Annotated in this window: 22 protein-coding genes; 8 read left to right on the top strand and 14 right to left on the bottom strand. The window is 72.1% G+C overall.

Annotated elements, in window-relative coordinates; all coding sequences use genetic code 11:
• Positions 1–22 precede the first annotated feature (22 nt).
• Entirely contained in the window at positions 23–1,444 is a 1,422-nt protein-coding gene (gene pntB, locus ACWAUO_RS03760; protein ID WP_460773176.1) for a Re/Si-specific NAD(P)(+) transhydrogenase subunit beta, read from the bottom strand.
• Complete coding sequence (locus ACWAUO_RS03755; protein ID WP_460773175.1) at positions 1,441–2,982, bottom strand: Re/Si-specific NAD(P)(+) transhydrogenase subunit alpha; 1,542 nt, start codon at positions 2,980–2,982, stop codon at positions 1,441–1,443. Before ACWAUO_RS03755 ends, pntB begins: the two co-directional genes overlap by 4 nt.
• Positions 2,983–3,137: 155 nt before the next feature.
• On the opposite strand from ACWAUO_RS03755, the gene pyrE reads away from it, so the two are divergent.
• Together pyrE and ACWAUO_RS03745 are read left to right on the top strand one after the other, a co-directional pair.
• Positions 3,138–3,716: an orotate phosphoribosyltransferase gene (pyrE, locus tag ACWAUO_RS03750; RefSeq protein WP_460773173.1), complete on the top strand. Its 579-nt coding sequence runs from the start codon at positions 3,138–3,140 to the stop codon at positions 3,714–3,716.
• A 374-nt stretch (positions 3,717–4,090) separates the two neighbouring features.
• Positions 4,091–4,363 (top strand): hypothetical protein, encoded by a 273-nt coding sequence (locus ACWAUO_RS03745; RefSeq protein WP_460773171.1) that lies wholly within the window; start codon positions 4,091–4,093, stop codon positions 4,361–4,363.
• A 119-nt stretch (positions 4,364–4,482) separates the two neighbouring features.
• Here ACWAUO_RS03745 and ACWAUO_RS03740 read toward each other — a convergent pair whose 3' ends face one another.
• A complete protein-coding gene (locus ACWAUO_RS03740) occupies positions 4,483–5,055 on the bottom strand; it encodes a YdeI/OmpD-associated family protein (RefSeq protein WP_460773170.1) in 573 nt (190 codons plus the stop codon).
• Complete coding sequence (locus ACWAUO_RS03735) at positions 5,055–5,879, bottom strand: HAD-IIA family hydrolase (RefSeq protein ID WP_460773168.1); 825 nt, start codon at positions 5,877–5,879, stop codon at positions 5,055–5,057. The genes ACWAUO_RS03740 and ACWAUO_RS03735 overlap by 1 nt, the downstream gene beginning before the upstream one ends.
• A gap of 264 nt (positions 5,880–6,143) precedes the next feature.
• Between ACWAUO_RS03735 and ACWAUO_RS03730 the strand changes: the two genes are divergently transcribed.
• Positions 6,144–7,106, top strand: a complete 963-nt coding sequence (locus ACWAUO_RS03730) for an SDR family NAD(P)-dependent oxidoreductase (protein WP_460773167.1) — start codon at positions 6,144–6,146, stop codon at positions 7,104–7,106.
• 30 nt (positions 7,107–7,136) lie between these two features.
• Here ACWAUO_RS03730 and ACWAUO_RS03725 read toward each other — a convergent pair whose 3' ends face one another.
• Both ACWAUO_RS03725 and ACWAUO_RS03720 read right to left on the bottom strand, forming a co-directional pair.
• Positions 7,137–8,828, bottom strand: a complete 1,692-nt coding sequence (locus ACWAUO_RS03725; RefSeq protein WP_460773165.1) for a MinD/ParA family ATP-binding protein — start codon at positions 8,826–8,828, stop codon at positions 7,137–7,139.
• 75 nt (positions 8,829–8,903) lie between these two features.
• Positions 8,904–9,545 (bottom strand): metal-dependent transcriptional regulator, encoded by a 642-nt coding sequence (locus ACWAUO_RS03720; RefSeq protein WP_460773164.1) that lies wholly within the window; start codon positions 9,543–9,545, stop codon positions 8,904–8,906.
• Positions 9,546–9,595: 50 nt separating this feature from the next.
• On the opposite strand from ACWAUO_RS03720, the gene ACWAUO_RS03715 reads away from it, so the two are divergent.
• Positions 9,596–10,237, top strand: a complete 642-nt coding sequence (locus tag ACWAUO_RS03715) for a TrmH family RNA methyltransferase (RefSeq protein ID WP_460773162.1) — start codon at positions 9,596–9,598, stop codon at positions 10,235–10,237.
• A gap of 1 nt (position 10,238) precedes the next feature.
• Here ACWAUO_RS03715 and ACWAUO_RS03710 read toward each other — a convergent pair whose 3' ends face one another.
• A complete protein-coding gene (locus ACWAUO_RS03710; RefSeq protein ID WP_460773160.1) occupies positions 10,239–11,564 on the bottom strand; it encodes an MATE family efflux transporter in 1,326 nt (441 codons plus the stop codon).
• A gap of 213 nt (positions 11,565–11,777) precedes the next feature.
• Positions 11,778–12,323 carry an isochorismatase family protein gene (locus ACWAUO_RS03705; RefSeq protein ID WP_460773158.1) on the bottom strand — a complete coding sequence of 182 codons (546 nt, stop codon included), beginning with the start codon at positions 12,321–12,323 and terminating at the stop codon, positions 11,778–11,780.
• Positions 12,324–12,429: 106 nt separating this feature from the next.
• Between ACWAUO_RS03705 and ACWAUO_RS03700 the strand changes: the two genes are divergently transcribed.
• The 3 genes from ACWAUO_RS03700 to ACWAUO_RS03690 all read left to right on the top strand — a co-directional run bounded on the left by ACWAUO_RS03700 (position 12,430) and on the right by ACWAUO_RS03690 (position 16,578).
• On the top strand, positions 12,430–14,397 hold the full coding sequence (locus ACWAUO_RS03700) for a M13 family metallopeptidase (RefSeq protein WP_460773156.1): 1,968 nt from the start codon (positions 12,430–12,432) through the stop codon (positions 14,395–14,397).
• A gap of 76 nt (positions 14,398–14,473) precedes the next feature.
• Complete coding sequence (locus tag ACWAUO_RS03695) at positions 14,474–15,394, top strand: serine hydrolase (RefSeq protein WP_460773154.1); 921 nt, start codon at positions 14,474–14,476, stop codon at positions 15,392–15,394.
• A 68-nt stretch (positions 15,395–15,462) separates the two neighbouring features.
• Positions 15,463–16,578, top strand: coding sequence for a 5-methyltetrahydropteroyltriglutamate--homocysteine S-methyltransferase (locus ACWAUO_RS03690; RefSeq protein ID WP_460773152.1), 1,116 nt, complete (start codon positions 15,463–15,465; stop codon positions 16,576–16,578).
• A gap of 3 nt (positions 16,579–16,581) precedes the next feature.
• Here the strand turns inward: ACWAUO_RS03690 and ACWAUO_RS03685 are convergent, their stop codons facing one another.
• The 6 genes from ACWAUO_RS03685 to ACWAUO_RS03660 all read right to left on the bottom strand — a co-directional run bounded on the left by ACWAUO_RS03685 (position 16,582) and on the right by ACWAUO_RS03660 (position 22,732).
• Positions 16,582–17,022, bottom strand: coding sequence for a MarR family winged helix-turn-helix transcriptional regulator (locus ACWAUO_RS03685; protein WP_460773150.1), 441 nt, complete (start codon positions 17,020–17,022; stop codon positions 16,582–16,584).
• A complete protein-coding gene (locus tag ACWAUO_RS03680) occupies positions 17,019–18,926 on the bottom strand; it encodes an FAD-dependent monooxygenase (protein ID WP_460773148.1) in 1,908 nt (635 codons plus the stop codon). Before ACWAUO_RS03680 ends, ACWAUO_RS03685 begins: the two co-directional genes overlap by 4 nt.
• Positions 18,927–19,158: 232 nt before the next feature.
• Complete coding sequence (locus ACWAUO_RS03675; protein ID WP_460773146.1) at positions 19,159–20,181, bottom strand: VOC family protein; 1,023 nt, start codon at positions 20,179–20,181, stop codon at positions 19,159–19,161.
• A gap of 22 nt (positions 20,182–20,203) precedes the next feature.
• Positions 20,204–21,283, bottom strand: coding sequence for a 4-oxalomesaconate tautomerase (locus tag ACWAUO_RS03670; protein WP_460773144.1), 1,080 nt, complete (start codon positions 21,281–21,283; stop codon positions 20,204–20,206).
• A complete protein-coding gene (locus ACWAUO_RS03665) occupies positions 21,270–21,980 on the bottom strand; it encodes a 4-carboxy-4-hydroxy-2-oxoadipate aldolase/oxaloacetate decarboxylase (protein ID WP_460773142.1) in 711 nt (236 codons plus the stop codon). Before ACWAUO_RS03665 ends, ACWAUO_RS03670 begins: the two co-directional genes overlap by 14 nt.
• Positions 21,977–22,732 carry a PIG-L deacetylase family protein gene (locus ACWAUO_RS03660; RefSeq protein ID WP_460773140.1) on the bottom strand — a complete coding sequence of 252 codons (756 nt, stop codon included), beginning with the start codon at positions 22,730–22,732 and terminating at the stop codon, positions 21,977–21,979. The genes ACWAUO_RS03665 and ACWAUO_RS03660 overlap by 4 nt, the downstream gene beginning before the upstream one ends.
• Positions 22,733–22,945: 213 nt before the next feature.
• Here ACWAUO_RS03660 and ligM point away from each other — a divergent pair, with 213 nt between their 5' ends.
• Entirely contained in the window at positions 22,946–24,355 is a 1,410-nt protein-coding gene (gene ligM / locus ACWAUO_RS03655; protein WP_460773138.1) for a vanillate/3-O-methylgallate O-demethylase, read from the top strand.
• Positions 24,356–24,392: the final 37 nt, after the last annotated feature.

Below are 24,392 nucleotides of genomic sequence, written 5' to 3'. Positions count from 1 at the left end.
TGTCACCGACGCCCGCCCGGCCTCACAGCGCGCGGAGGATGTCCTCCACCCGTTCCTTCGCGTCGCCGAACAGCATCTGCGCGTTGTCGCGGAAGAACAGCGGGTTCTGCACGCCGGCGTACCCGGATGCCATCGACCGCTTGAACACCACGACGTCGCGCGCCTCCCACACCCGCAGCACCGGCATCCCGGCGATGGGGCTGCCCGGGTCCTCCGCGGCGGCCGGATTCACGGTGTCGTTCGCGCCGATCACCAGCACCACGTCGGTCTCGGCGAGGTCGTCGTTCACCTCGTCCATCTCGAGCACGATGTCGTACGGCACCTTCGCCTCGGCCAGCAGCACGTTCATGTGCCCAGGGAGGCGGCCGGCGACCGGGTGGATGCCGAACCGCACGTCGACGCCGCGCGAACGCAGCGTCGAGGCGAGCTCGGCGACCGGGTACTGGGCCTGGGCGACGGCCATGCCGTAGCCGGGCGTGATGACGACGCTCGACGCGTTCGCGAGGAGCTCGGCGACCTGCGCCGCATCCGTCTCCCGGTGCTCGCCGGTCTCCTCCTCGCCGTCGGTGCGGGGTGCCTCGATGCCGAAGCCGCCCGCGATGACGGAGATGAAGGAGCGGTTCATCGCCTTGCACATGACGTACGACAGGTACGCACCGGAGGAGCCGACGAGCGCGCCGGTGACAATGAGCAGGTCATTGTTCAGCAGGAAGCCCGCGGCGGCAGCCGCCCAGCCGGAGTAGCTGTTGAGCATCGAGACGACCACGGGCATGTCGCCGCCGCCGATCGAGGCGACGAGGTGCCAGCCCAGCAGCAGCGCGAGCACGGTCACGACGATGAGCAGCCACAGCTCGGGGGTGATGACGTACCAGACCGTGAGGGCGAGGAAGACGACGAGCGCGCCGACGTTCAGCACGTTCTTGCCGGGCAGCATGAGGGGTTTCGACGAGATCTTCGCCGACAGCTTCAGGTACGCCACGATCGAGCCGGTGAAGGTGACGCCGCCGATGAAGACGCCGATGAACACCTCGCCGTGGTGGATGTCGCGCAGCGCCCCGTGGAGGCCCCCGTCGTCGAGCGCGCCGTTCCAGCCGACGAGCACGGCGGCGAGTCCCACGAACGAGTGGAACAGGGCGATGAGTTCCGGCATCCCGGTCATCTCGACCGAGCGCGCGCGCCAGAGGCCGATGGCCGCGCCGACGACAACGGCCACGAGCAGCAGCACGAGCCCGAGGGTCGCGGAGTCCGCGCCCCACGCCTGGGTGACGGTGCCCCATACGGTCGCGAGCAGAGCGATCGTCATGCCCGCGACGCCGAACCCGACGCCGCGGCGGGCGGTCTCGTGCTTGCTGAGGCCGGCGAGGCTCAGCACGAACAGCAGGGCCGCCACGATGTATGCGGCGCCCGCGACGGCGGCGGACGCGCTGATCATCTCGGCGCTCATCGGCGGTCGCCCTTCTGGAACATGGCGAGCATCCGCCGGGTGACGGCGAACCCGCCGAAGACGTTGATGGAGGCCAGCAGCACCGCGACCGCGGCGAGGATCTGCACCAGGAGCGACCCGGACGTGATCTGCACGATCGCGCCGACGACGATGATGCCGCTGATCGCGTTCGTCACGCTCATGAGCGGCGTGTGCAGCGCGTGCGCGACGTGGCCGATGACGTAGAAGCCGATGACGACCGACAGCACGAGCACGAGAAAGTGCTGCGGCAGCGGCGCCGGGGCGACCGCGCACACCGCGAACAGGGCGGCGATGCCGAGCGCGATGAGCCCGAGCTTCGCGCCCGGCGACAGGCGCTTCTTCTCCGCGACCGGGACGGGTTCGGATGCGGGTTTCGCCGCGGGCGCCGCGGACACCTGCACCGGCGGTGGCGGCCAGGTCACCTCGCCGTCGCGGACGACCGTCACCGAGCGCTGCACGATGTCGTCGAAGTCGAGGGTGAGCGCCCCGTCCTTCCCGGGGGTGAGCAGCTGCAGCAGGTTCACCACGTTGGTGCCGTACAGCTGCGACGCCTGCGTGGGCAGGCGCCCGGCGAGGTCGGTGTAGCCGAGGATGACCACGCCGTTCGCGGTGACGACGCGCTGCCCGGCGACCGAGCCCTCGACGTTGCCGCCCTGCCCGGCCGCCATGTCGACGATGACGCTCCCCGGCTTCATCAGGGCGACATCGGATGCGGTGAGCAGCCGCGGCGCCGGCCGGCCGGGGATGAGGGCCGTGGTGATGACGATGTCGACGTCCTGCGCCTGCTCGGTGTAGATCTCGGCCGCCCGCCGGTCGTACGCCTCGCTCGTCGCCTTCGCGTACCCGTCGGAGGACTCCATGACCTCGTCGACCTCGACCGCGAGGTACTCGCCGCCGATCGAGCGCACCTGGTCGGCGACCTCGGGGCGCGGGTCGGTCGCCCGCACGATGGCCCCGAGGCTCGAGGCCGCGCCGATCGCGGCGAGCCCCGCGACGCCGGCTCCCGCGACGAGCACCTTCGCCGGCGGGATCTTGCCGGCCGCGGTCACCTGACCGGTGAAGAACCGGCCGAACTCGTTCGCAGCCTCCACGACCGCGCGGTAGCCGGAGATGTTCGACATCGAGCTGAGCACGTCCATGGACTGCGCGCGCGAGATGCGCGGCACCGCGTCCATCGCGAGCGCGGTCACCCCGCGGTCGGCGAGCTTCGCCAGCAGCTCCGGCCGGAGCGCCGGGGTCAGCAGGCCGAGCACGATCGCGCCGGGCCGCAGCCGCGCGATCGCCGCGTCGTCGGGCGCGTTCACGGCGAGCACCAGGTCGGCGGCCCACGCCGCATCCGTGTCGACGATCCGGGCGCCCACCGCGGCGTACGCGTCGTCGGGGAACGACGACGCGGCCCCCGCGCCGGTCTCGACGGCGACCTCGTACCCGAGGGCGAGGATCTTCGCGACGGTGGTCGGCGTGGCGGACACCCGGTTCTCGCCCGCCTGCTCGGCGACGATGCCGATGAGCGTCATGCGGCCTCCTTGCTGGGGCGTGCGGCAGTGCACGCCGGACTGAACGGTCCAGAGGAACCTAGCGCGGCGGATGTGCGGAATCGGTCATGTTGCGCGCATTCGAAAGCGAAGATTCCGCGATTCTTCACGAAACACGATGTCCGTAGACTCGAGGGGTGACGACCGCATCCACGCCCGAGCTCGAATCCGACCGTCAGGCCCTCATCGGCCTCATCAAGGACGAGGCGGTGTTCCACGGCGACTTCACGCTCTCCAGCGGCAAGCGCGCGAGCTACTACGTGGACATGCGCAAGCTCACCCTCGACCACCGAGCGGCGCCCGCGATCGGCCGCATCATGCTCGACCTCATCCGCGACGTGGACGGCGTCGTCGCCGTCGGCGGACTGACCCTCGGCGCCGACCCGATCGCGAACGCCGTCATGCACGAGTCGGTGCACGCCGGCACCCCGCTCGACGCGTTCGTCGTGCGCAAGGAGCCCAAGGACCACGGCCGCGGCCGCCAGATCGAGGGCGCCGACGTCGCCGGCAAGCGCGTCGTCGTCGTCGAGGACACCTCCACCACCGGCCAGTCGGCGCTCAAGGCGGTCGAGGCGCTTCGCCGCGAGGGTGCGGAGCCCGTCGCCGTCGCCGTGATCGTCGACCGCAAGACCGGTGCGCAGGCCGCCGTCGAGGCCGAGGGCCTGCAGTGGCTCGCCGCGATCGACCTCGACGACCTCGGCCTCGCCCCGCAGTAGGCCCCGCCGCGCCGCATCCGTCGCCGCGTCGCCGGCCGTGCCCGCCGCATCCGTCGCCCGGATCAGGTGATTCGGCGGGATCAGGGAGTTCTGCCGCCGAAACGGCCTGCGTTCGCCGAATCACCTGATCCGGATGCGGTGGCGGGCTGTTGCGGATGCGGCAGCGGACCGCCGCATCCCTCGGGCCGGGCGTCCCCGCACGCTTCGCCGAGATCAGGTGATTCGGCGGGATCAGGGAGTTCTGGCGCCGAAACGGCCTGTGTTCGCCGAATCACCTGATCCGGATGCGGTGGCGGGCTGTTGATAACCGGATGCGGCCGCGCACGGCGCGGGAAGGTGGAGGGGAACCGTCCGTCTTCACTGAGGAGTCCCCCATGGCACGTCGCCGCCGTTTCGCCGCAACCGCCGCCGCCCTCGCGCTCGCCGCGGGTGGCGTGCTCGCCGTCCCCACCGCCGCATCCGCCGCCAGCGGCGCCAACACCCTCAGCTCCCACGGATACACCACGAAGTCCGCCTGCCAGACGGCCGAGAAGCGGAGCATGAACAACCTCGTCAAGAACGGCGCGATCATCAAGTTCGGTACGAGCTGCGGCTACCTCGACGCCAAGAAGAAGTGGGGCTACTCGATCGGCTACACCTGGAGCTGACCCGGCTCAGTCGTCGTCGCGGTCGTTCCGGAAGTACCGGACCGCCTGCCAGACCACCACGCCGAGCGAGCCCAGCCCGATGACGAGCGCGACGACGAGGAGGGGCGTCGTGTCGACGTTCACGGTCGGCGCCCCTCCGCCGCATCCGCCACGAGCTTCGCGATGCGCGCCGCGCGCGTCTCGGGCCGGCGTGCGGTGTCGACGTTCGTGATGCCGAGCTTCCGCGCCGACGGCGGGAAGCCGTCCCACGCGGCGCGGGCCCCGGGCACCGCGTCCAGCGCGGCCGCGAGGTCGTCGGGCTCGCGCAGCGCCTCGGCGTTGTCGAGCACGGTCCACGAGCCGTTCGCCTTCGCGACCTCGATCGCCCGGACGCCCGCCTCGGTCAGGAGCCCCGCTGCGGCCAGCCGCTCGACGCGGGCCTTGTTCGTCGCGGCCCACCCGCTCGCGGGACGCCGCGGCGAGAACCAGAGTCCGCCGCGCAGCTCGTCGAAGGTGCGGGTCGGCCCGTCGATCCACCCGAAGCACAGCGCCTGCAGGATGGCGTCCTCATAGTCGACGAGCTCGAGTCCCGAGCCGGGCCGGGCCCGCACGAGCCACGCACCGCGGGAGGTGGCGTGGTTCACCTCGAGCCACGACCGCCAGGCGGCCGCATCCGGCACCTCGACGCGCTCGCCGTCGTCGAGGGCCCCCATCACAGCCCCTGCGTCGTGTCGAGCTCGGGGAGCTCCGTCTCCATGGGCTCCGCCGCCACGAGGTCGGCCGCCGAGTCGACCACCTCGTCCGGCCGGAACGGGTACCGCTCGATCTCGGCGGGATCGCTGATCCCGGTCATCACGAGCACGGTGTGCAGGCCCGCCTCGATGCCGGCGACCACGTCGGTGTCCATGCGGTCGCCGATCATGCCGGTGTTCTCGGAGTGCGCGCCGATGCGGTTGAGCGCGGAACGGAACATCATCGGGTTCGGCTTGCCGACCACGTACGGACTCTTCCCGGTGGCGTGGGTGATCATCGCCGCGAACGACCCGGTCGCCGGGACGACACCGTACGGGGTGGGGCCGGTGGCGTCGGGGTTCGTCACGATGAACCGCGCGCCGTCGTTGATGAACCGGATGGCCTGCGTGATCGCCTCGAACGAGTACTGGCGGGTCTCGCCGACGACGACGTAGTCGGGCTGCGTCTCGGTCATGAGGATGCCGGCCTCGTGGAGCGCCGTGGTGAGCCCCGCCTCGCCGATGACGAAGGCGGATGCGCCGGGCATCTGCGAGGACAGGAACTCAGCGGTCGCGAGGGCCGAGGTCCAGATCCGCTCCTCCGGCACGTCGAGCCCGGACCGCGCCAGCCGGGCGCTGAGGTCGCGCGGGGTGAAGATCGGGTTGTTCGTCAGCACGAGGAACGGGGTGCCGGTGTCGCGCCACTGCGCGAGCAGCTCGGCGGCACCGGGGATCGGCCGGTTCTCGTGCACGAGCACACCGTCCATGTCGGTGAGCCAGCACTCGATGTCCGCACGCGTCCGCATGTCCACAGCCTAGGGCGAGGGGCGACGCCGCGACGGGCCTTGCCCCGCAGCATCCGCCCGCCCCGTCCCCGCATCCGTCCGCCCGTCGCCGCCGCATCCGCCCGCCTTGCCCCGCAGCATCCGCCCGTCCGACCGTGCACAACTGCGGAGATGAGGGGCGACACGCCGACGACGGATGCGGGGTGGCCGGCGTGTCCGGTGCGAACTCCGCAGCTGTGCACGGCGGCGTGCGGAGGGGTCCGCCGGCGGGGCTAGGCTCGTCGCGTGAGCCCGCGTGCGGCGGACTGGGATCCGCGCCACCTCCCCGATCTGACCGGTCGCACCTTCCTCGTGACCGGGTCGAACGCCGGCCTCGGCTTCTTCGCCTCGGAGCAGCTGTACGGCGCCGGCGCGACCGTGGTCATGACGGGGCGGAACCCCAACCGCCTCGCCACCGCCCGCGCCGCCGTGCTCGGCCGCGCGGCGGACAATCCGCGGAGCTCGGGCACGGTCGACACGCTCCTGCTCGACACGAGCAACCTGGGCTCCGTGCGGGCGGCCGCGGCCACCGTGCGCCAGCGCGGCAGGCTCGACGGGCTGCTCCTGAACGCCGGGATCGTGCACGCACCGAAGCGGCGGGAGACCACGCGCGACGGCAACGAACTCGTGTTCGCGACGAACGTCCTCGGGCACTTCGCCCTCGGCGGCGCCCTGCTCACGACCCTCGCCGCGGCGCGCGGACGGATGGTGTGGCTGGGCAGCATGTCGACCTCGCTCCTCGCGAAGGATCCTGTCGACCCGCAGCTGCGCACCGGGTACAGCGGCTGGCGCGCCTACGTGCAGTCGAAGATCGCGACGACCGCGCTCGGGCTCGAGGCCGACCGGCGGATGCGGGAGGCGCACGTGCCGGTGAAGAGCGTCATCGCCCACCCCGGCTACTCCACGAGCGGACGGACCCCCGGCATCCGGGGCGTCAACGAGCCGAGCCGGCTCGGCCGGTTCGCCGACAACCTGCAGGGACCGGTGACGCAGTCGAAGGAGATCGGCGCGTGGTCGCTCGTGCGCGCGCTCGTCGACCCCGGCGTCGAGGGCGGCGAGATGTGGGGGCCGCAGCGCATCGTGACCGGCGCCCCCCGCAAGGCCACGCCGTCGAAGGTCACCCGCGACCCGGCCATCGCCGAGCGGCTGTGGGTCGAGTGCGAGAACACCACCCGCATGCGGTGGCCCTTCGACGCCGCGCGTCGCTGACCCCCGCGCCCACCCCGTGGGGGTGCGGCGTCAGGCGGGGTCGAGCCCCCGGGCGACGGTCGCGCCGGCGGCGAGCCACGCCCGCTGGGTGGCCGGACGCAGGTTGTCGAACCGCAGCTGCCCGCCGATCATCGCCGGGTCGTAGGGGATCGTCGCCACATCGCGGGCGAGCCCGGTGAACCCGTCGACCACGCGGCGCAGCTCGTCGCCGGAGGCCCCGGGGTCGGCCTGGCTCACGATCGTGACCGCGCCGTGCGCGAGCGCAGCCGTGCGCTCGTCGCGCTTGGCGAGCGCCTCCAGCAGCAGCGCACCCGCCTCGGCGTGCTCGCCGCGGGTGCTCGTGGCGACCACGAGCTGGTCGGTGTGGTCGATCATGCGCAGCCACATCGGGTCGGACTCGTCGTTGCCGGAGTCCATGATGATGAGCCGGTAGTACTTCGCGGCGACGGCGTGGATGCGGGACACGTCGCCCGAGTCCATCCGCTGCTCCTCCGCGAGCGCGATCGGCTGCGACCGCAGCACGTCGAACCGGTCGCGGGACTGATGGTGCACGAACCGGGCGAGGTCGGCGGCCTGCGCCTCGGACGACAGCAGCCGGCCGGTCTCGGGGAGCAGGTCGTGCAGGGTCGCGTCGTGCTCGGCCTTCTCGGTGCGCCACCCCAGGGTGCCGCGGGTCTGGTTGTTGTCCCACGCGAGCACGCCCGCGCCGCCGTGCTTGGCGAACACGGCCGCGAGCAGGATCGAGGTCGGGGTCTTGCCCGAGCCGCCCTTGCCGTTCACCACGGCGATGGTGCGCGGTTCCGTCCACAGCCGCGAGACGGCGGCGACGTCGGCGCGCTCGCGGCGCTCGGCGGGTCCGGGCGGGACCGGCAGCCCCAAGGCGACGAGGCTGCGGCGCCACCCCTGCGTCGCCGGTTCCTCCGCGCGTTCGGCGGTGAGGAACGACGGCCGCGCGCCGTGCCGGGCGTGCCGCGGTGTCGCGACCGGCTCGGGGTCGGAGAGCTCGGGTTCCGGTGCCGGCTCGGCGTCGGCGTCCTCGGCCTCGGGGTCGACCTCGGCGTCCTCCGCGAGCGTCTCATCGGTCGTGGTGAGCGGTTCCGGGGCGCCCTCGTCGGCGCGGTCGTCGGCGTCGTCCGTCGCGAACGCGGGTGCGGGCTCGGGGGTCGACAGCCCGGCGAAGACGGGCGCGGCGATGGGCGCGGGCGCGTCGTCGACCCCTTCGTCCTCGTCCTCGTCCTCGTCGGGGGCTTCGACGTCGCCGTCCACTCCCGGCGTCGGGTCGTCGTCGAGCACCGCCGGCTCGTCGTCGAACGGCGTCAGGTCGTCGTCGAACGGCGTCGGGTCGTCTTCGAGCACCGTCGGCTCGTCGCCCGACACCGCCCGGTCGTCCTCGGATGCTGCGTCGGTCGCCGCGGGGAGCGCGACCTCGGCGGTCGGCGCGGTGCGGTCGTCGACGGCATCCGACGTCTGCCGCTGCTCGGTGATCTCGACCTCTCCGTCCGGGTGCACCAGGAGCGGGAACACCCCGTCGGGCTCCTCGACGACGAGCGGCACCGGGCCGCCGACCTGCTGCGCGATCGACGCCGCCCGCTCGACGATCTCGCGCCGGGCGTCCTCCGCGGCAGTCGTGTCGATCCGCTGCGGGGTCTCGTCGACCGTGAGCACCGCGGATCCGTCGGGGTGGATCACGGCGTGCAGGCCGCTCGCGCCGTCATCGTTCATCAAGGCTGTCTCCTCGGGGAAGGCCGGTGGTCGCTCCACGCTAGTCGCCGCGGCCGGGCAACACCTACCGCTTGATCAGGCCGAAAGCCACACCGCATCCGCCGCGTCGACCGGCAGCGAGACCGTGTCGCGACCGAAGCGGAGGCTCGCCGCATCCACCACGACGGCCGCGCGGCCCACCTGCACGCCGAGCTGTTCGAGCTCGCGCAGCAGCGCCGGATCGCGGTCGCTCACCCGCAGGATGCTGCCCTCGTGCCCCGGGGCGGCGTCGCACAGCCGGACGAACGGCGCCCGCTCGGTGGAGCCGTCGGCGGCGGGGATCGCGTCGCCGTGCGGGTCGAACCGCGGGTGCCCCAGCCGCTCGTCGATGCGGTCCAGGAGCCGGTCGCTCAGCGCGTGCTCGAGCACCTCGGCCTCGTCGTGCACCTCGTCCCAGGTGTAGCCGTACTCGCGCACGAGCCACGTCTCGATGAGCCGGTGCCGGCGGACGATCGCGGCGGCACGACGGTGCCCCTCCGCGGTGAGCGAGATCGGACCGTACCGGCGGTGCTCGACGAGCCCCTGCGCCACGAGCTTCTGCACCATCTCGGTCACGCTCGACGGCGCCAACCCCAGCTCGGTCGCCAGCTGCGACGGCGTGATGCGGCGCTCCTGCCACTCGGTGTGGTGGTAGATCGACTTCAGGTAGTCGTCGACGGCCGCGGACGTGGAGAGCACGCGCCCAGGCTACCCGGCGGCGCGCAGGGCGCCACGGGTAGGCTGACCGGGTGGAAGAGGCGGCGCGACCGGACGTTGACGACACCGCCGACACCGCCCCCGCGCACGGCGTCGGGCCCTGGGACGGACCGTGGCCCACCGAGCCGCACTACGACCCCGAACTGCTCGCCGAGGGCGACCGCCGCAACGTCGTCGACCGCTACCGCTACTGGCGGATGGCGGCGATCGTCGCAGACCTCGACCAGCGCCGGCACGCGTTCCACGTCGCGATCGAGAACTGGCAGCACGACATGAACATCGGGTCCATCGTGCGCAGCGCCAACGCGTTCCTCGCCGACACGGTGCACATCATCGGCCGGCGACGGTGGAACCGGCGCGGTGCCATGGTCACCGACCGCTACCAGCACGTCGTCCACCACGAGGACGTGGCCGCGTTCGCCGCCTGGGCGGCGGGGGAGGGGCTCCCCGTCATCGCGGTCGACAACGTCGACGGCTCCGTGCCGGTCGACCGCGCCGAGCTGCCGGAGCGGTGCGTGCTGCTGTTCGGGCAGGAGGGGCCGGGACTCTCCGCGGAGGCGCTCGCCGCCGCATCCGGGCACGTCGAGATCACCCAGTACGGCTCGACCCGGTCGATCAACGCCGCGGCCGCCGCCGCCGTCGTCATGTACGAGTGGTGCCGCCGCTGGGCGTGAGTCACGCCCCGGCGCGCAGCCAGCGCGAGCCGCGCACGCGCAGGCCCAGCGTCACGAGCCGCGCCAGCATGTAGACCCCGAAGAACGCGACCGCGAGCCACGCGAGGCCGGCCGCGCCCGAGACGCCGAGCCACAGGAGCACCGCCAGGACCGGTGCGAACGGGATGAGGTTCGCCACCCCCGCGAGCGCGAGGTACCTGCCGTCGCCCGCGCCGATGAGCACCCCGTCCAGTACGAACACGACACCGCACACCGGCTGCGCCACCGCCAGCACGATGAGCGCCGGCTGCACGAGCGCGGCGATCGCCGGATCGCTCGTGAACACGAACCCGATGAGTCCCGAGCACAGCCCGATCACGAGCCCGACGAGCACGCCGAACCAGGCGCCCCATGCCATCGTGCGGCCGAGCACCCGGCGCACGAACGGCTCGTCACCGGCGCCGAGTCCACGACCGATGAGCGCCTGCGCGGCGATCGCCAGCGCGTCCAGGGCGAACGCGGCGGTGGAGAAGATCGTGAACGCGACCTGCCAGCCGGCGAGCTCGTCGGTGCCGAGCGAGGTCGCCACCGCGACCGTCGCGAGCAGGGCGCCGCGCAGCGTCACGGTGCGCAGGAACATCCACCATCCGGCCCGGGCGCTCGCGCTCACGCTGTCGGCGCGCGGGCGGAGGGATGCGGCGTGCCGCCGGGCGAGGCGCCCGATCACGAGCACGTACGCCGCGACCATGCCCCACTGCGCGACGACCGTGCCCGCCGCGGAGCCGGCGATGCCCCAGCCGAGGCCGTAGATGAACAGGGCGTTCAGGAGCGCGTTCGCGGCGAAACCGGCGCCGGCGATCCACAGCGGCGTGACGGTGTCCTGCATCCCGCGCAGGAGCCCGGTCGCGGCGAACACGATGAGCATCGCCGGCAGTCCCCACATCGAGATGGACAGGTACGACTCCGCCTGCCCGGCCACCGCCGGCGACGCGCCGAACAGCGAGACGAGCCAGGGGGTGAGGAGCGACCCGACGGTGGCCAGCACCGCACCGAGGCCGAGTGCCAGCCACATCCCGTCGATGCCGGCCGACACGGCGTCCCCGTGCTGCCCCGCGCCGAAGCGCCTGGCGACGGCCGGGGTGGTGGAGTAGGCGAGGAACACCATGAGCCCGACGATCGTCTGCAGCACGGCCGACGCGATGCCGAGGGCCGCCAGCGGCACCACCCCCAGGTGCCCGACGAGCGCGGCGTCGACGATGAGGAACAGCGGCTCCGCGACGAGCGCCCCCAGCGCGGGGACGGCGAGGGCGAGGATCTCCCGGTTCAGGGTGCCCGTGCGCGCGCTCATGCCCTCGAGACTAGGGCGACCCGCCGCCCGAACTCCTCAGATTCGCCCCGTCCGGGCCCCGGCGGGCGGCTGCGGGGGCCGGTTTTGAGGAGTTCGGGCTGCGGGCGGTGCGCACAACTCAGGCAGAACTGCCCGAATCGGCCGGAATCGGGCCTTGGGAGGCGATTCTGCCTGAGTTGTGAACACCGGGACGGGCCGACGACCCGGCGGGCCTCAGCGCAGGGCGACCTCGGCGGCGGTGGCGGTGCCGGCGGTGCGGCCGGGGCCGTCGTGGTAGGCCCAGTACAGGTTCGTGTGACGGATGACGTCGGCCACCGGCGGCGCACCCCACTCGGACTTGTCGGTCGCGGTGTGCGCGTCCTCCACCAGCACGGTGTCGAACCCGCGGGTGAAGGCGCCGTGGATCGTCGACCGGATGCAGGCGTCGGTCTCGGCGCCCGCGACCACCAGGCGGTCGACGCCCAGCCGGGCGAGGGCCTCGTCGAGGTCGGTCGCCTCGAACGCGTCGCCGTAGCGCTTGTACACGCGGTCCTCCTCGTCGACGGGCGTCAGCTCGTCGACGATCTCCCACGCCGGGGTGCCGCGGCCGAGGTCGTCGTCCTGCACCCACACGACGGGCACCCGCTCGGCGCGCGCACGGTCGACGAGGGCCGCGATCCGCGACACCACCGCATCCCGCTCGTACGCGTCGTCCACGACGCCGCGCTGCACGTCGACCACCAGCAGTGCCGTCCCGGAACGGTCGGGGAACAGCGACATGGATCCTCCTCGTCGAGCACCGGATGCTGCGCCCGACGCTACGCCCCTCCGTCGACATCCGCATCCGTCGGGTCCCGGTTCAGGATGGCGTCCTATCCTGGACGTCATGACCGAATCCCCCCGTTCCGCCGGTCTCGCGCTCGATGACCTGAGCACCACCGTCCGCCCGCAGGACGATCTGTTCCGCCACGTCAACGGCAACTGGATCGAGCGCACCGAGATCCCCGAGGACAAGGCGCGCTGGGGCTCCTTCCACCTGCTGGCCGAGCAGGCCGAGAAGCACGTGCAGGAGATCGTCGAGGAGTCGCAGCAGGCCGAGCCCGGCACCGAGGCCCGCAAGATCGGCGACCTGTTCGCGAGCTTCATGGACACCGACCGCATCGAGGCCCTCGGTGCGGAGCCGCTGCAGGCGCAGTTCGCGCGGATCGACGCGATCGACGGCGTCCCCGCACTGCTGCGCACGGTCGGCGAATTCGAGCGCGAGGGCGTCGGCGGCATCATCGACCTGTACGTCGAGCCCGACCCGGGCAACCCGCAGCGCTACGTGCCCTTCTTCGTGCAGTCCGGCATCACCATGCCCGACGAGTCGTACTACCGGCTCGAGAACTTCCAGGAGACCCGGGTCGCGTACCGCGGGCACATCGAGCGCATCCTGGACCTCGCCGGCGTCGCGGATGCGGCGGCCGCCGCCGACCGCATCGTCGCCCTCGAGACCGAACTCGCCTCGCACCACTGGGACAACGTCCGCAGCCGCGACGCGGTCGCCACCTACAACCTCATGCCGTGGGCGGAGGTCGTCGCGGCCGTGGGCGTCGACCTGCAGCCCTGGCTCGACGGCGTGGCCCCGAAGCATCCCGACGCGTTCGCCGAGGTCGTCGTCTCGCAGCCGAGCTTCCTCACCGGGCTCGGCGCGGTCCTCACCGAGGACCGCCTCGACGACTGGAAGGCGTGGCTGCGGTTCAAGGTCGTCCACGCCGCCGCGGCGTTCCTGTCCGCCCCGTTCGTCGAGGAGAACTTCTCGTTCTACGGCACGCAGCTCACCGGTGTGCCGGTGAACCGCGAGCGGTGGAAGCGCGGCGTCAGCCTCGTCGAGGCCGCGCTCGGCGAGGCCATCGGCAAGGTGTACGTCGAACGGCACTTCCCCGCGAAGGCGAAGGAGGCGATGGACGAGCTCGTCGCCAACGTCATCGAGGCGTACCGCCGGTCGATCACCGCGCTCGAGTGGATGAGCCCCGAGACCCGCGATCGTGCGCTCGCGAAGCTCGACGCCTTCACCCCGAAGATCGGGTACCCGGTGAAGTGGCGCGACTACGACGGGCTCGAGGTCGACGCGACCGACCTGGTCGGCAACGTCCGGCGCGCGCACGTGCACGAGCACGACCGGCAGCTCGGCAAGGTCGGGCAGCCGATCGACCGCGACGAGTGGTACATGACCCCGCAGACGGTCAACGCCTACTACAACCCGCTCATGAACGAGATCGTGTTCCCGGCGGCGATCCTGCAGTACCCGTTCTTCGACGCCGACCGCGACCCCGCCGCGAACTACGGCGGCATCGGCGCGGTCATCGGCCATGAGATCGGGCACGGCTTCGACGACCAGGGCAGCCGCTTCGACGGCGACGGGTCGCTTCGGGACTGGTGGACCGAGGACGACCGCGCCGCCTTCGAGGAACGCACGAAGAGCCTCATCGCCCAGTACGACGTGCTCGTGCCGAAGGGCCTCGGGGGGGAGCACCACGTCAACGGCGCGCTCACGATCGGCGAGAACATCGGCGACCTCGGCGGCCTCGGCATCGCGCTGAAGGCCTACGCGCTCTCGCTCGGCGACGACGAGGACCCGGTCGTCGAGGGGCTCACCGGCATCCAGCGGCTGCTGCTCAGCTGGGCGCAGGTGTGGCAGCAGAAGGGCCGGGATGCGGAGACGATCCGTCTGCTGACGATCGACCCGCACTCGCCGAACGAGTTCCGCTGCAACCAGATCGTGCGCAACATCGACGCCTTCTACGAGGCGTTCGACGTCACCGAGGGCGACGCGCTCTGGCTCGCGCCGGAGGAGCGCGTCACCATCTGGTGACCCACCCGTGACACCGGCGGCGCCGACCCGCGCCGCCCGCAGTGCCCTCGTCCGTTTCGATCAGAAGGGACCGATCGTGGCCACGCCGTCCGAGCCCGTCCGGGGTACGGAACCCGCCCTGCGGCGACGCCGCAGCGGCACACGGCAGACGCGCCGGCACGCGCCCGCGCGGCGCAGCTTCCCGGCCACGTGGAAGGCGCTCGACGGTCTCGTCGCCGCGGGCGCCCAGGTGTCGGTGCGGGTCGACGACCTCGACACCCGCGAGCAGGTGCTCGCCGGCGACGACCACCTCAGCGTCCCGATCGCGGGGCTCGGGCTCGTGCCGGTGCTGCTCGAGGTCGCCGCACGGTTCGAGACCGGCGAGCTGAACCCGTTCGAGCTCGTCGAACGCGACACCCTGCCGGCGGCGACCGCGTCGGGGCTCTGGCGGCAGCTCGCCGTGCCGACGCTGCCGCTGCGCGATCTCGCGGTGCTCGCCGCATCCGCCGGCGACGCGCTGGCCGCCAACGCGCTGCTCGACCGGGTCGGGCTGCCGGCGGTGCGCACCCGCCTCGCCGCGCTGGGGCTGGAGGCGTCGGCGGTCATGGACAGCTTCCGCGACCGTCGCGGCCCGGACGACGCACCGCACGTCGCGGTCGGCACCGCGCGGGAGTACGTGCGGCTGTTCGCCGCGATCGTGAACGCGGATGCGGTCAGCCCCGGTGTGAGCGCGCAGGTCGCCGAGTGGCTCAGCCTCGGGCAGGACCTCTCGCTCGTGGCGTCCGCGACCGGGCTCGACCCGTTCGGCCACGACGACGACGAGCACGGCCTGCTGTTCGTGAACAAGACCGGGCGTGCCGACGGCATCCGGGCCGAGGCGGGGGTGCTCGCCGGGCCCCGGGCCGGGGTGTCGTACGCGCTGTTCGTCGGCTTCGACGACCTCTCGATCACCCACCGGCTGCGCGTGCACGAGGCGTTCCGCACCCTCGGCACCGAACTCATGGAGTACGTCTTCTGACGCCGACCGGTGTTTCGCTCGGTGACGGGGGATGCGGCGGAATGCCCGGGCGGGAATACCCTGGAACGGTGAGCGAACGTCCTCCTTTCCGCGCCGACATCGTCGGCAGCTTCCTGCGTCCCGCCGAGCTCGCCGAGGCGCGTGCCCGGTTCGCGGCCGGCGAGATCGACGCCGACGCCCTGCGCGCCGTCGAGGACGCCGAGATCGCCGACCTGATCCGCAAGCAGGTCGACGCGGGGCTGCCGGTCGTCGCCGACGGCGAGTTCCGCCGCTCCTGGTGGCATTTCGACTTCTTCGGCTTCCTCGACGGCGTCGAGGTCGTCGAGCTCGACCACGGCATCCAGTTCCAGGGCGTGCAGACCCGCCCCCGGGGGCTGAAGATCACCGGCCCCATCGGGTTCTCCGACACCCACCCGTTCCTCGAGCACTTCCGGCGCCTGCAGGATGCGGCGGCCGGCAGCGGCGCGACGGTGAAGTTCACGATCCCCGCCCCGACGGTGCTCGACTTCCGCCTCGAGCCGGAGAACATCGACCCCGCCTTCTACGGCGGCCGCGACGCGATCGTCGACGACCTCGTGCAGGCCTACCGCGACGCGATCGCCGCCTTCCACGCCGCCGGTGCCCGCTACCTCCAGTTCGACGACACCGCGTGGGCGTACCTCTGTTCCGAGGAGGAACTCGCCAAGGCCCGGGAGCGCGGCATCGACACCGACGGCATCGCCGAGCGGTACTCGTCGCTGCTGAACCGCATCCTCGAGGGCAAGCCCGCCGACCTCGTCGTGACGACCCACGTGTGCCGGGGCAACTTCCGCTCCACCTGGATCTCCTCCGGCGGGTACGAGCCGGTCGCCGAGCAGCTCCTCGGCAACACCGCGTACGACGGCTACTTCCTGGAGTACGACTCCGACCGCGCCGGCGGGTTCGAGCCGCTGCGCTTCCTCCCCGAGGGCGACAAGACCGTCGTGCTGGGCCTGGTCACGACCAAGACCGGCGAGCTCGAGGATGCGGCCGTCATCCGCCGCCGCATCGACGAGGCGGCGCAGTACGCGCCGCTCGCGCAGCTCGCGCTCAGCCCGCAGTGCGGGTTCGCGTCGACCGAGGAGGGCAACAGCCTCACCGAGGACGAGCAGTGGGCGAAGATCCGCCTCGTCGTCGACACCGCGAAGGACGTCTGGGGCGCCTGAGGCCTATTCGGGCCGGGTCTGCAGCACGGTGCGGAGCGCGCGGCGCAGCGCCGTCCGCTCCGCATCCGTCAACGCACCGGTGAGCGCACCCTCGACCTGTTCCACGAGCGGGCGCAGCCGCATCCGCTCCGCCAGGCCGTGCTCGGTGAGACTCACGGTGTTGCGGCGGGCGTCCTCGGCCGAGCGGCGCCGCACGAGGAGCCCCCGCCGTTCCATCCGCGAGACGAGGTCGGCGATCGTGGACCGGTCGAGGTCGATCTCGTCGCAGAGCTCCCGCTGACTGGCCTCGCCGAGCCGGTCGAGCGTCGCGAGGAGCGCGTACTGCACGCTCGACACCTCGGTCGACACGATCCGGTTCCACGCCGCGACGTGCGCCTGCTGCGCACGCCGGATGAGGTAGCCGGTGTGGCGCTGCGGTTCCTGGTCGGACGTGGGATCGGTCACTGCAGCACGGTACTCCGCTGCGGCAGCAGGAACCCGCCGAAGAACGCGGTGAGCTCGGCCCGCGCCGACAGCGGCAGCACGTGCGCGACGTACTGGTCGGGCCGCACCACCACGACGGCACCGGATGCGGCGACGCCGCGGTCCGCGAACACGTCGGCGCGCGGGTCGACCGCCCACAGCTTCTCCCAGTCCTGGATGCCGAGGGGGCCCGACCGGGGGATGAGCGCCTCCGGGAAGCGGGTGACGTCGACGCCGTGGTGGGTGCCGCGGAGCACGCCGTGCACGTCGATGACCGCATCCAGGTCGTCGCCGTCGGCGCGGAAGCGGTGCAGCGGGCTCTCCGGGTCGTCGGTCAGCCATGCGGCGAAGTCGACGAGTCCGCCCTCGACGCCGTCGAACGCGTAGAGGCGCCACCGGCCGTCGGCGCGGTGCGTGTGGCCCAGGTGCATGCGCTTCGCATCGGCCACCCGAACGACCGGGGCCGCCTGGAAGCGCTCGCCGATCGGGTAGCCGGTCGCGAGCGCCTGGTGCTCCGCGGTGCCGGTCAGCACCGACGGCGTGTACTTCGTCGCGAGTCCCGCGGTGTACCGGCCCTGGCGGGCGAACTCCGCGCGCATCTCCTCGGCGGTGACGCCGCCGAGCTCCGGGTGCTCCGGGTCCAGGGTGGGCTGCGCGATGAAGGCCGACCAGAACCGGTCGAAGTCGATGAGGTCCTTCGCGACCGTCTGCCGCTCGGCCGAGTAGGTGTGCAGCAGCTCGGGCGCCGACCGGCCCACGAGCACGGCGGCGAGCTTCCAGCCGAGGTTGAACGCGTCCTGCATCGAGACGTTCATGCCCTGGCCGGCCTTCGCGGAGTGGGTGTGGCAGGCGTCGCCGGCGATGAAGACGTGGGGGATGCGGCCGGTCGCGTCGTCCGCCGGCACGTCGTCGAACTTGTCGGTGAGCCGCTGCCCGACCTCGTACACCGACGACCACACCACGGAGCGGACGTCGATCGAGTAGGGGTGGAGGATGCCGTTCGCGACCGCCGTGAGCTGCTCCGCGGTGGTCTTGCGGATCTCGGTGTCACCGGCCTGCACCTCGCCGAGGTCGACGTAGCAGCGCACCATGTTCCCGCCCTCGCGGGGGATCATCAGGAGGCTGCCCTTGCCGGCGGACTGGATGACGTTCTTCGTGCGCCAGTCGGGGAAGTCGGTCACCGCGAGCACGTCCATGACGCCCCACGCGTGGTTGGCGGCGTCGCCCTCGAGCGTGCGGCCGATCGCGCGGCGCACGCTGCTGCGGGCGCCGTCGCAGCCGACGACGTACGTCGCGCGGACGGTGAACTCGGTGCCCGCGTCGGGCCCCGCCGTGCGGCGGAGGGTGGCCTCCACCGGGCGCTCGCCCTCGCCGACGGTGAGGCCGACGAGTTCGACGCCGTAGTCGGCCTGCAGCTTGCTCGACGACTTCGCGGCGTACTCGAGCAGGTACTGCTGCATCCGTGCCTGGTTCACGATGACGTGCGGGAACTCGCTGAGTCCTTCGGGGGTGTCCTCGACCCAGCCGGTGCGTGTGATCTTGGAGCGGTCCTCGTCGGACGGGCCCCAGAAGCGCACCTCGTTCACCCAGTACGCCTCGCGCACGAGGGTCTCGGCGAGGCCGAACGCCTGGAACATCTCCACGGTGCGGCAGGCGACGCCGTCGGCGTGGCCGAGCTCGAGCGGGGTGGCGCGGCGCTCGACGATGCGGGTGTGGATGCCGGGGAAGGCGGCGAGCTGGGCCGCGAGCACGGTGCCGGCGGGACCGGTGCCGACGATGAGCACATCGAGCTCGGCGGGGAAGGCCTCGCCGCGGGCGAGCGCCTCGGGTGCGGGCGGCTGGACGTCGGGGTCGCCGGGGCGGTACCCGTCACGGTAGAACTGCATGCTCGATCTCCCTCGATCCTCGGCCGGCGGCGGTCTGCGCCCACAATATGCTCAGTACCCCAACGATTGCAAGCGCGGATGCCGCCGCATCCGTGCGCGCGACCCACCCCCTTTTCTGCGACCCACCCCTCTTTCTGCGGCAGAAAAAGGGGTGGGTCGCAGAAAGAGGGGTGGGTCGGCGGAACTGCGCGCGCGGAGTGCGCGGGCGCGGGAGCGCGGGCGGGGGCGGGGGTCAGGCGCCGTCGTTGGCGGAGGGCACGTACGGCTTGCCGGCCAGGGCGGCCGCGTCGATCGCCTCCTGGTCCTTCACGTACGGGGTGCCGTGCGTGTGGAACGTGGCGACCGTCTTCATACCCCACGCCTGGCCCTTCGCGCGCTCGGCCTGGCTCCACTCCACGACCGGCCAGTCCGGGTCGAGGATGAGGCGCGCCTGCGCGTTGGCGAACTCGATCCGGTTGCCGCCCGGCTCCCACACGTACAGGAAGAACGTCTGGTTGATCGCGTGCTTGTACGGGCCGTACTCGATGTAGATCCCGTTCTCGAGGCAGATGTCGGCGGCCTTGAGGATGTCCTCGCGGGAGTCCGGGGCGATCGCGAAGTGGTGGAAGCGGCCGCGCTCGCCGGTCCAGTCCTCGGAGTAGACGACGTCGTACGACTTCTGGTTGAACCGGAACCACCAGGCGCCGTAGTCGCCGCTGTCCAGGCGCACCCGCTCGGACTCGCGGGCCATCATCACGTCGCGCCAGAACTCGCCGGCCGCGTTGACGTCGCTCGCCAGGTAGTTGATGTGGTCGAGACGGCGCGCGTTGATGCCGCGCCCCGGGAAGGCCGACGCCTGGTTCTTCAGCGCGGGGCGGTCCTCGTCGTCCGGCACGTAGTGCTCGGTGTCGAAGTACACGGCCATGAGGTGCCCGTCCGGGTCCTCGAACTCGTACGAGCGGCCGACACCGACCTCCGGGTCGCGCCAGCCGTGGCCGAGGCCGGCCTGCTCGATGGCGGCGACCCGGCGCTGCAGGGCGTCCTCGCTCGAGGTGCGGAACAGCGTCCGGCCGACGCCGTTCGTGTCGCTCGCGGTGAGCTTCAGCGAGTACTGCTGGTACTCGTCCCAGGTGCGCAGGTACGCGGAGTCGCCGATCCGCGCCACCTCGCGCATCGCGCAGATGTCGCGGAAGAAGTGCAGGCTCTCCTCGAACTTGGGGGTGTACAGCTCGATCGCGCCGACGTGGGCGAGATCGAAGTTCTCGGGAACGGCCATGGGTTGTCCTCTCTGACAGTGGTCACGGGCGAGGGCGCGGGAAGACGCGCCCGTCGAAGATCTTGCGGGCGGTGCGCACGGACCGGGATGCGGCGTGCCAGCGCCCGGCCTCATCCTGCCGGACGCTCACCTCGCTCCACAGCATCCCTTCCGGATGCTCGACGGGGGTGGGCCCGTCGGCCGGCACCGCGGCGAGGCGCGCCCCGACGGTGCCGGGGATGCGGATGCCGGCGGCCACGGATGCGGCCATGAGCACTCCGATGGAGGTGTGCACCCGGTGCGGGATGAACGCGCGGGTGCCGATCGCCCCGCCGGATCGCGGCGGGGAGAGCAGGAACATCTTCGGGACGGTCTGTGCGGCGACGTCGCCAAGGCCCATGAGCGGGCCCGCGGCGAGCCGCACGCGCTCGACCTCGGCGGCGAGGTCGGTCCGCGCCTCCAGCTCGGCCGGCGTCTCGTCGCCGGTGACCCCGAACCCGGCGGCGTCCAGCAGCACGACCGGCATGCCGTTGTCGATGAGCGTCGCCCGGTGTCCGGCCACCTCGTCGGCGACGTTCCCGGTGGGCAGCAGTGGCTTCTCGGCGGATGCGGTGAGCTCGAGCCCGATCCCCGCCGCGGTGCCCGGGACCCCGTCGATCGCGGTGTCGCCGTCGTAGTCGACCCGCCCGCCGGGGGTGCGGATCGTCGCGGTCGCGACGTCGCCGGTGTTCCGCAGGCGGATGCGGACGGTCGTGACGTCGCCGGTCGCGGCGACGAGTCCCCGCTCGAGCGCGAACGGGCCGACGCCGGCGAGCAGGTTGCCGCACGTCTGCGTGGTGCCGACGCGGGCCTCGTCGACCCCGACCTGCAGGAACAGGTAGTCGACGTCGATGCCCTCGGCATCCGAGCGGGAGACGATCGCGACCTTGCTGGTGAGGGGGTGCGCGCCGCCGAGCCCGTCGATCTGGGTGCGGTCCGGGCTGCCCATGACCCGCAGCAGCAGGTCGTCGCGGTCGGCGGGGTCGGCGGGCACGTCGTCCGCGAGGAAGTAGGCGCCCTTGGAGGTGCCGCCCCGCATGAGCATGCAGGGGATGCCGTCGCGGACCGGGTCAGTGCCGGTCACGCTCGTACTCCGCCTGCGTCACGTAGGTCACGCCGAGCTGGTCGAGGAGCGGGCGCAGCCCCTTGCGGTCGAGACTGAGTTCGCGCCCGCTGCCGTAGGCGTCGCGGTCCGCGGCCTCCTTGGCGACGCGGGCGTCGGCGGCGGCGAGCGCCTCGGCCGCGCGGTCGCGGGGGACGACGACCACACCGTCGTCGTCGGCGATGACCACGTCGCCCGCGTTCACCACCACGCCGTCGAGGACGATCGGCACGTTCACCGATCCGGGGGTCGCCTTCACCGTGCCCTGCGAGTGCACGGCCCGGGACCACACCGGGAAGCCCATCTCGCGGAGGTCCGCGATGTCGCGCACGCCGCCGGCGGTGACCATGCCCCGCACCCCCCGGGCCTTCAGCGCGGTCGCGAACAGGTCGCCGAACGCGCCGTCGGTCGAGGGCGAGGTGGTGGCGATGACGAGCACGTCGCCGGCGCGGCACTGCTCGACCGCGGCGTGGATCATGAGGTTGTCGCCCGGCGCCTGCAGGATCGTGACCGCGGTGCCCGCGATGCGCGCGCCGTCCTGGACGGGCCGGATGTCGGGGCCGGCCAGGCCGGTGCGACCCATGGCCTCGTGCACCGTCGCGACGCCGTGCGCCGCCAGCGCGTCGACGACCCCGGCGTCCGCGCGTGCGATGTCGGTGACGATGACGGGACGGTTCATGCCAGCACCGAGGTGACCTGCGGGTAGTAGCGCATGTACGCCTCGCCCATGGTGTCGTGCGCGAGGCCGAGGTTCGGGCCCGCGTTGCGCTTGACCTGCACACCGCGGCGGACCGCGAGGTCGGTGTAGTACGACCACATGTGCTTCTGCGCCGGCAGGCACTCCATCGCCGCGCGCTTACGCGGGAACGCCTCGGTGATGTCGAGCAGCACGTTGGGCTTGAAGTCGCTCTGCTCGCTCTGGTGCGGCTCGAAGAAGAACACCGGCGGGGCGCCGATGATCTCGTCCTTGGTGGGGAACGAGCCGTCGGAGTTGGCGACGCCGATCGCCTGCGCGAGCACGCGCGCCTCGAGCGCCATGCGCGCGGCCGCGGGGTGGTCGCCGTTGTACGGGTCGTGCAGCGGGTGGGTGAGCACGACGGTCGGCTGCACGCGGCGGTAGACGTCCACGAGCTGCGCGACCGCCTCCGGGGTCTCCCGCAGCGGGTAGTCGCCGAGGTCGAGGAACTCGATGTCTGCGCCCAGCGCGGCGGCGGCGGCCTCCGCCTCCTCGCGGCGGATCGCCTTGATCTCGTCGAGCGACTTGCCGGCCAGCCACTGGCTGGCGGATTCGCCGCGCTCGCCGTAGGACAGGCACACGACCGTGGCGCGCTCTCCGCGCATCGCGGCGGCGGCGATCGCGCCGCCCGCCCGCCAGACGAAGTCGCCGGCGTGGGCGCTGACGACGAGGAGGGATGCGGTGGTCTCGCTCATGGGACTCCTTCACGGGGGAGGACGACGGTGCTGTCCACCGTCGAGCGAACCACACCCCGCCGGAATTGGTCAATAAATTGGCGACAATCTGGCGGCGACTTTCGTCCGACGGAACATCGGGCGTTGACATCCCCCTGATCCAAAGTCACTATCTACGTAGGGAAACCGGACGGTTCCCCGTTCACGTCGCGACGAGGAAGTCGAGGGCCGTACATGGCACGTAGCTTGCAAGACCTGATGGACGAGAAGGGCAACGTGGTCCAGATGCTGCGGGACTCGCAGCTGGGCACGTACATCTACCCGGTGGTGCCGGCGGAGTTCAGCAACTGGCGCCGCGAGCAGAAGGCATGGCGCCACACGGCCGTGCTCTACGACCAGACGCACCACATGGTGAACTTCTTCGTCTCCGGCCCCGACGCGCTGAAGCTCCTGAGCGACACGGGTGTCAACTCGTTCGCGAACTTCCCGGTCGACACCGCGAAGCAGTTCGTCCCGACCGCCTCCAACGGCGGCGTCATCGGCGACGGCATCCTGTTCCGCGAGGCGGAGGACGACTACGTCTACGTCGGCCGCGCGCCCGGCGCGAACTGGCTGCAGTTCCACGCCGAGACCGGGGGCTACGACGTCGAGTTCCGCTACGACGACCGTTCGCCGTCGCGTCCCTACGGCAAGGCCGTGCAGCGCGAGTACTACCGCTTCCAGATCCAGGGTCCGAGCGCCTGGGACATCATCGAGAAGCTCAACGGCGGTCCGATGGAGAAGGTCCGCTTCTTCCACATGGGACACATGACCATCGCCGGTCACGAGGTGCGCACGCTCCGCCACGGCATGGCCGGCGCCCCCGGTCTCGAGCTGTGGGGACCGTACGAGCAGCACGAGGTCATCCGCGACGCGATCCTCGAGGCGGGCCGCGAGTTCGGCATCGAGCCCTGCGGCTCGCGCGCCTACTCCTCCAACACGCTGGAGTCCGGCTGGATCCCCTCGCCCCTGCCCGCCATCTACACCGGCGGCGAGATCGAGCGGAAGTACCGCGAGTGGCTGACCGACACGAGCTACGAGGCCATCAACGCGGTCGCCGGCTCGTTCGTGTCGGAGAACATCGAGGACTACTACCTGAACCCGTGGGAGCTCGGCTACGGCTCGTTCGTGAAGTTCGACCACGACTTCATCGGCCGCGACGCGCTCGAGCAGATCGACCCGGCCACCCAGCGCAAGAAGGTCACGCTGGCCTGGAACGACGAGGACCTCACCAAGGTGCTCGCCTCGGTGCTCGACCGCGAGGGCCCCGGGTACCAGTTCTTCGACCTGCCGAACGCGAACTACGGGTCGTCGAACTTCGACGCCGTCATCGACGCCGACGGCAAGACGGTCGGCCTGTCGCTGTTCACCGGCGTCACCGCGAACGAGAAGCGCGGCCTGTCGCTCGCGACGGTCGACGCGGACGTGCCGGTCGGCGCGGAGGTCCGCGTCGTCTGGGGCGAGCCCGACGGCGGCTCCGGCAAGACGACGGTCGAGCCGCACGAGCAGATCGCCATCCGCGCGGTCGTCAGCCCCGTGCCCTACGCCGTGACCGCCCGCACCGAGTACCAGGGCGGCTGGCGCACCGGCGCCGTCGCCTCCTGACCGGCGCACGCCACGACCCGGAAGGCCGCATCCGCGA

It is taken from the genome of Microbacterium sp. GXF7504, assembly GCF_054798235.1.
Note: the sequence above shows the minus strand (reverse complement) of the source record. Positions and strands in the feature narration are given on the sequence as shown.

What these genes read in the sequence shown, in the direction of transcription:
- pntB (WP_460773176.1), bottom strand. Translation starts at nt 1,444, where the DNA reads ATGAGCGCCGAGATGATCAGCGCGTCCGCCGCCGTCGCGGGCGCCGCA.
- ACWAUO_RS03755 (WP_460773175.1), bottom strand. Translation starts at nt 2,982, where the DNA reads ATGACGCTCATCGGCATCGTCGCCGAGCAGGCGGGCGAGAACCGGGTG.
- ACWAUO_RS03745 (WP_460773171.1), top strand. Translation starts at nt 4,091, where the DNA reads ATGGCACGTCGCCGCCGTTTCGCCGCAACCGCCGCCGCCCTCGCGCTC.
- ACWAUO_RS03740 (WP_460773170.1), bottom strand. Translation starts at nt 5,055, where the DNA reads ATGGGGGCCCTCGACGACGGCGAGCGCGTCGAGGTGCCGGATGCGGCC.
- ACWAUO_RS03735 (WP_460773168.1), bottom strand. Translation starts at nt 5,879, where the DNA reads ATGCGGACGCGTGCGGACATCGAGTGCTGGCTCACCGACATGGACGGT.
- ACWAUO_RS03725 (WP_460773165.1), bottom strand. Translation starts at nt 8,828, where the DNA reads ATGAACGATGACGGCGCGAGCGGCCTGCACGCCGTGATCCACCCCGAC.
- ACWAUO_RS03710 (WP_460773160.1), bottom strand. Translation starts at nt 11,564, where the DNA reads ATGAGCGCGCGCACGGGCACCCTGAACCGGGAGATCCTCGCCCTCGCC.
- ACWAUO_RS03705 (WP_460773158.1), bottom strand. Translation starts at nt 12,323, where the DNA reads ATGTCGCTGTTCCCCGACCGTTCCGGGACGGCACTGCTGGTGGTCGAC.
- ACWAUO_RS03700 (WP_460773156.1), top strand. Translation starts at nt 12,430, where the DNA reads ATGACCGAATCCCCCCGTTCCGCCGGTCTCGCGCTCGATGACCTGAGC.
- ACWAUO_RS03680 (WP_460773148.1), bottom strand. Translation starts at nt 18,926, where the DNA reads ATGCAGTTCTACCGTGACGGGTACCGCCCCGGCGACCCCGACGTCCAG.
- ACWAUO_RS03675 (WP_460773146.1), bottom strand. Translation starts at nt 20,181, where the DNA reads ATGGCCGTTCCCGAGAACTTCGATCTCGCCCACGTCGGCGCGATCGAG.
- ACWAUO_RS03665 (WP_460773142.1), bottom strand. Translation starts at nt 21,980, where the DNA reads ATGAACCGTCCCGTCATCGTCACCGACATCGCACGCGCGGACGCCGGG.
- ACWAUO_RS03660 (WP_460773140.1), bottom strand. Translation starts at nt 22,732, where the DNA reads ATGAGCGAGACCACCGCATCCCTCCTCGTCGTCAGCGCCCACGCCGGC.
- ligM (WP_460773138.1), top strand. Translation starts at nt 22,946, where the DNA reads ATGGCACGTAGCTTGCAAGACCTGATGGACGAGAAGGGCAACGTGGTC.